This is a genomic window from Agathobaculum sp. (assembly GCF_050946325.1).
Taxonomy (GTDB): domain Bacteria; phylum Bacillota; class Clostridia; order Oscillospirales; family Butyricicoccaceae; genus Agathobaculum.
This window is the reverse complement of record NZ_JBMNUP010000120.1, coordinates 1-5,710: the sequence shown is the minus strand read 5'-3', so window position 1 is coordinate 5,710 and position 5,710 is coordinate 1. Positions and strand designations below refer to the sequence as shown.

5 protein-coding genes and 1 pseudogene are annotated in these 5,710 nt (G+C 57.0%); 2 read left to right on the top strand and 4 right to left on the bottom strand.

What is annotated here, in order from left to right; all coding sequences use genetic code 11:
• Nucleotides 1-567 (top strand): manganese catalase family protein (locus ACOYIE_RS08700; protein ID WP_433412369.1); only part of this gene is annotated, 567 nt, incomplete at its 5' end.
• A 101-nt stretch (nt 568-668) separates the two neighbouring features.
• Here ACOYIE_RS08700 and ACOYIE_RS08695 read toward each other — a convergent pair.
• The 4 genes from ACOYIE_RS08695 to uxaC are packed head-to-tail and all read right to left on the bottom strand — an operon-like array spanning nt 669 to nt 4,926.
• Nucleotides 669-1,970, bottom strand: a complete 1,302-nt coding sequence (locus ACOYIE_RS08695; RefSeq protein WP_433412367.1) for a TRAP transporter large permease — start codon at nt 1,968-1,970, stop codon at nt 669-671.
• 4 nt (nt 1,971-1,974) lie between these two features.
• The gene (locus tag ACOYIE_RS08690; protein WP_433412365.1) at nt 1,975-2,451 is read right to left on the bottom strand and encodes a TRAP transporter small permease; all 477 of its coding nucleotides are present in this window, start codon (nt 2,449-2,451) and stop codon (nt 1,975-1,977) included.
• Nucleotides 2,448-3,482 carry a TRAP transporter substrate-binding protein gene (locus ACOYIE_RS08685; protein ID WP_433412363.1) on the bottom strand — a complete coding sequence of 345 codons (1,035 nt, stop codon included), beginning with the start codon at nt 3,480-3,482 and terminating at the stop codon, nt 2,448-2,450. The genes ACOYIE_RS08690 and ACOYIE_RS08685 overlap by 4 nt, the downstream gene beginning before the upstream one ends.
• A gap of 34 nt (nt 3,483-3,516) precedes the next feature.
• Nucleotides 3,517-4,926 (bottom strand): glucuronate isomerase, encoded by a 1,410-nt coding sequence (gene uxaC / locus ACOYIE_RS08680; RefSeq protein WP_433412361.1) that lies wholly within the window; start codon nt 4,924-4,926, stop codon nt 3,517-3,519.
• A 241-nt stretch (nt 4,927-5,167) separates the two neighbouring features.
• Between uxaC and ACOYIE_RS08675 the strand changes: the two are divergent.
• Nucleotides 5,168-5,710 (top strand): annotated as a pseudogene (locus tag ACOYIE_RS08675) (hypothetical protein); the annotation flags it as partial.

Sequence of the window (5,710 nt, the reverse complement as noted above, 5' to 3'; positions counted from 1 at the left end):
GTATCAGCCTTAAAATGCAGTATTTTCAATAGGTTTCTGATGTGCATTTTCGATACAGATATAGGAACAGAGGAACTTGCCCACATGGAGATGATCTCTGCCATTGTCTATCAGCTGACCCGCAACCTGACGCCCGAGCAAATCAAGGAGGGCGGCTTTGACGCCTACTTTATCGACCATACCACTGGCATTTACCCGCAGTTTGCCTCAGGCACACCGTGGAGCGCAATGACCTTCCAGTCTAAGGGCGACCCCATCACCGATTTGTTTGAGGATATGGCGGCCGAACAAAAGGCCCGCACCACCTATGACAATCTGCTGCGTTTGATCGACGACCCCGACGTGCGCGAACCGCTCAAATTCCTTCGCGAACGCGAAATTGTGCATTTCCAGCGCTTCGGCGACGCGCTGCGCGTTGTACAGGACAATCTGGACGCCAAAAACTATTATGCGTTCAATCCTGCATTTGACACACAGTCCGCAGGCCGTAGATCCCCCACAATGCCGTCCGGCAGTGAAAAGCAGCCTTTTTCTTCTCAAATGCAGCCGCCTCAAATGAACGGTTAATCCCTTACGATTTCTTTTATAATACGGTTTTCCTTCCCAGCAAAAAGGGTGCGCTTAAAAGCGCACCCTTGCCTTATTCCATGGCATGAAATCGCTGTCTTTCAAAGCAGTCCGGCCAGCCGCGGCAGCCCCAGGCTGACCACCGGCACATAGGTGAGCAGCAGCAGTCCCAGCAAAATCACCAGGTAATACCCCAGCATATAGGGCATTACGCCGGAAAGAGAAGATCTTCCCACTTTAATTGCCACAAACAGCGTATTGCCGACAGGCGGCGTAATGTTGCCGATACATAAATTATACACCAGAATCAGGCCGAACTGAATCGGGTCCATGCCAAAACTCCGAACCACCGGCAAAAACAGCGGCGTGAAAATCAAAATGGCAGGCGTTACATCCATAAAAGTTCCTGCAATCAGCAAAATGACATTCATAATCAGCAGAATCACAACGGGGCTGCTGGTCAGGCCAAGCAGCGCAGCCGAGATGGCCTGCGGAATCTGCGTAAACGCCATAACCCATCCCAGAATATTGGATACGCCGATCAGAAACACAATCATGCCGCTCATTCGGGTGCTTTCCACCACAATATTCCAAAACGAGCGCAGCGTAATATTCCGATAGCACAGACCGAGCACCAGTGCATATACCACCGCGATTGCCGAACCCTCGGTAGCGGTGAACACGCCGCCGACAATGCCGCCGATCACAACCACAATCAGCGACAGCGACGGCAGCGCCCGCAGCGTACACATACCAAGGTTTTTCCAGTCAAAACCTCCCCGCGTTCCCCTGTAACCCTTGCGGAATGCAAAAAATACCGCCGCGGCCATGCAGGCCAGCGTCCAGATAACGCCGGGCACATATCCTGCCAGAAACAGGCCTGCAACCGAAACGCCGCCCGCGGCAAGCGAATAGGTGATGAGCGCGTTGGACGGCGGAATCAGCAGCCCTGCGGGCGCAGAGGCCCCGTTTGTCGCCGCGCACAGCGCAGGGTCATATCCCTGCTCCCGTTCCCCCTGCTCCACCATGCTGCCAACCGCGGCGGCTGCGGCTGCGGCCGAACCGGAAATCGCACCGAACAGCGCGTTCGCGCCGATGTTTGTCACCAGCAGCGCGCCGGGTGTTCTGCCCAGCAGCGCCATCACAAAATCGACCAGCCGTTTTGCAATGCCGCCTTGGTTCATCAGGTTGCCCGCAAGAATAAAAAACGGAATGGCCGTCAGGCTGAACTTGCTCATGCCCACAAAAATGCGCTGCGCGCCGGTGACGACCGATACGTCCAGCGGCACTGTCTGCAAAATTGCAGCCAGCGCGGAAATGCCGATCGCATAGGCAATCGGTACGCCCAAAATCAGCAGCGCCGCCAGCACAACCAGGATGATCAGCAGCGATTGCATCGCCATACTCTCACGCTCCTTTTTCCTGCTTACAGATATCCGCAATATTCAGTATGGTATACAGCATATTCAGTCCGCCGGTCAGCGGCAGCACCGTATAAAAAACGCCCACCGGCACCCCCAGCGAAGAAGTCGCCTGCCCCATGGCGAGCGCCGCAATTTTTACGCCGCCGTATCCCAAAATCACCGCCGAAAACAGAAAAGCGGTTGCCTCACCGAGGATTGCAAACGCTTTGCGCGCGGCCGGCTTCATGTGCTCCACCACAATGGGAATATTCATGTGCCCGCGGCCCGCCGTCACCAGCGACGCCCCCAGCAGGCTTGCCCAGGCGAACAGGTAAGAAACCATTTCTTCCGACCAGGTGGACGGCCTGCCCAGCACATAGCGGGTAAATACCTGCCAGCAGGTCAGCGCCACCATGATGAGAAAGCTTGTCCCCGCAAGCGCTTCCAGCCCGCGGCTAATAAATTTGCGCAGCGTTTTCATTCGTCCTCTCCTCCTTGCCGGGCACTTGACGGATACAGCGCGTTATATGCCTGAATGGCCTCGTAAATTGGCTCCAGTTCAGGCTGCGCCTCCAGCATGGAGTGATGCAGCGGCGCGCACGCCTGCTGGAACGGCGCCGTATCCGGATAAAGAAACTGCACGCCCTGCTCCTGCTGCGCCTTCTTTTTGGCCTGCTCCACAGCGCGGCTCCACTCTGCGCGCTCCACGGTGTTGACCAGCGCAAACCCTTCCTCAAATATCAGGCGGTCCTCTGCGGGCAGGCCGTCCAGAAAGGCGGTGTTGCCAATCAGAATATCCGGAATCATCTGGTGCATATCGTAGGAATAATATTTGCACACGTCGCCGTGGCCGTTGTCGGTCAGCGCCATTTCATTGTTTTCCGCGCCGTCAATCACGCGGGCCTGCAGCGCGGTATATACCTCGCCAAATCCCATCGGCGTAGCCGACCCGCCCAGCAGGCGCATCATCTCCACATTGGTGGGCGACTGCTGCGTGCGGATTTTCAGCCCCTTGAGGTCGGCCGGCGTTTCAATCGGGCGGGATACGGTATAAAAGCTGCGCGCGCCCGCGTCAATCCATGTCACGGCTGCAAAGCCCGCCTGTCTGGTCGAAGTGAAAATCGGTCCGGTGATCCCCTCGTCATCCATCGCGGCATGGTATGCTTCCGCCGAGGCAAACAGGTACGGCAAATTAAACAGCGAATACCCCGGGCTGAACGTCTCCAGCAGCGAATTGGACGCCACGCAGAAATGAATCGCACCCGTCTGCGTCAGCTGCACCATCTCGTTCTGTGAGCCGAGCAGCTCGCTTGGATAAACCTCCACATCATACTTTTCGCCCAGTTGCTGCTCGATAAACCGTTCAAACGCCGTCAGGGCAATATGCGTCGGGTGGCCTGTCGACTGGTTATGCCCAATGCGGATGATTTCGCCGGCGGCCGCAGTGCAGCCCGTCAGCATGGATACCGCCAGCAGCGCTGTCAGCGCGCCGGCCGCTTTCCGTTTGCTCATCGCGTTTCTCCTTTCCATACCCGCTTTTTTCCGCTCATGCATCCATCCGGAAATAGGACCAGGCGTTGCGGAAACAGATGTCCTCCACCATTTTTCCCGTCACGCTGTAATCCGCAGGCGCCATGCCGCGCGCCATCCAGCCGCCAACCAGTCCGCACAGCACACGCCGGAAATATTCGTGGCGCGGGTAAGACAAAAAGGACCGGCTGTCGGTCAGCATGCCGATAAAGCCGCTGAGTACGCCGATATTGGCCAGCGACCGCAGCTGCGCGGTCATGCCGTCAAAATGATCGTTAAACCACCACGCCGGGCCAAGCTGTATTTTGCCCGGGCACTCCGCATCCTGAAAACTGCCTGCGGCGGCGATCAGCTTATCGTTATCGCACGCATTGAGCGGATACAGCACGGTGCGGGGCAGTCTGCCGCGTTTTTGCAGCCGGTCCAGCAGCGCCGCGACCGAAGCGGCGACAATCGTATCGCCAATGGCGTCGCCGCCTGCATCTGCGCCGACGGTCTGCATCAGCCTGGCGCTCATATTGCGCTGCGCGCCCAGATGCAGCTGCATGGCCATACCGTTCTCGCTGTACAGTCCGCCCAGAAAGTCCATCATTGCCGAGCGATACGCCGCCAGTTCCGTGTCGGTCGGTCTCTCGCCCGCAAGCGCGCTTTTCAGCGCCCGCTCCGCGTCTTTTTCATTCCAGACGGTAAAATCGGGCGAGCCGAAGGAATGATCGGATGCGCGGCATCCGGCCTGCGCAAAATACCGGACGCGCTTTTGCAGCGCCGTCTTCCAGTCATCCATCGTTTGCACGGATACGCCCGCCGTTTCGCCCAGACGGCGCGCATAATCGGCAAAATCTGCCTGCTCCGGCTGCAGCGCACGGTCGGGACGGAACGTCGGCAGGACGCGCACTGAAAAAGATGCGTCTTCTGCCAGCAGCCTGTGGTACCGCAGATCATCCGCCGGATCATCCGTCGTACACAGCGCACGCACGCCGCTGCGCCGGATGAGCGCGCGCGCCGAGCCCTGTTCGCTCTGCAAAACCGCGTTGGCGCTGTGCCAGATATCGTCCGCAGTCCGCGCATCCAGCAGCGTATCAATACCGAAAAAACGTTTGAGCTCCAATTGCGACCAATGATACAGCGGATTGCCGATCAGCCGCGGCAGGATTGCGGCAAACCGCTCAAATTTCTCCCGATAGGACGCGTCTCCGGTGATATACCGCTCCTCCACCCCGCAGGCCCGCATCAGCCGCCATTTGTAGTGGTCGCCTGCCAGCCAGATTTCGCCAATATCGGAAAAGCGCCTGTCCTCATAAATTTCCTTTGGGTTCAGATGGCAATGATAGTCAAAAACCGGCATTTTCTCCGCATATTCGTGATACAGCCTGCGGGATGGCTCGTCCGTCAGTAAAAAATCCTCTGTGATAAAGTGCTTCATCATAATCCCTTTCCCTTCCGGCCGCGGCGCATTTTTGTGCGCAAACCATTGCTTCAGTGTGCCCCGCCGCAGCCAATCTATGCGCCTGACGGCACAATTTTCTTCGTCCGGACGAGCCTTTTGCTTTTCGGCAGCATGGGAAGCTTCTTCACACAGCGTTGCTTTTATGCCTTTTCTGTGCTATTATGGCAACAAGTGATACATGCTTGTCTCAAAAGCCGAATTTCTGAGAAAGGAACTTCTTATGCGCGATCTTTCCTCTGCCGGCCAGTCCGGCGTTTCCCTGGATTGCACGCCGTATCCGGCGCAGGATACGCTTTTGCGCGCAACGAACGAGCTGTGTTCCGCTGTAGAAACCGCGGAAGCAGAGCTTGAAAACAGCTATTGCAGCATCGCCACCGAGCCGCTTTCCAAGCAGGCCAATCCCAATTTGAATACCGAAATTCAGGCGCAGCTTGAGCTGCTCAGGCAGGTCAACAGCAACCTGAAGCAGGCGCATCAGCGAACAATGTCCATGGAAGATGAGCTGAGCGCCCGCTACAATGATATGCAGAAAAGCCGCAACCGCAAATGGTATCTGCCCAATCCGCCGGCAAACGGCACGATTGATTTGGAAGAGCGGCAGCCCGATTATTTTGCCCAGGGCATCAACGCATATAAGCTGCTGCTGGTCTGCTTCATTGGCAGTTTTGCAGGCGTTGTGGTGGAGTCCCTCTGGTGCCTGCTGCGCCACGGATATATCGAAAGCCGCGCAGGGCTGGTATACGGTCCCTTCAACCTTCTTTAC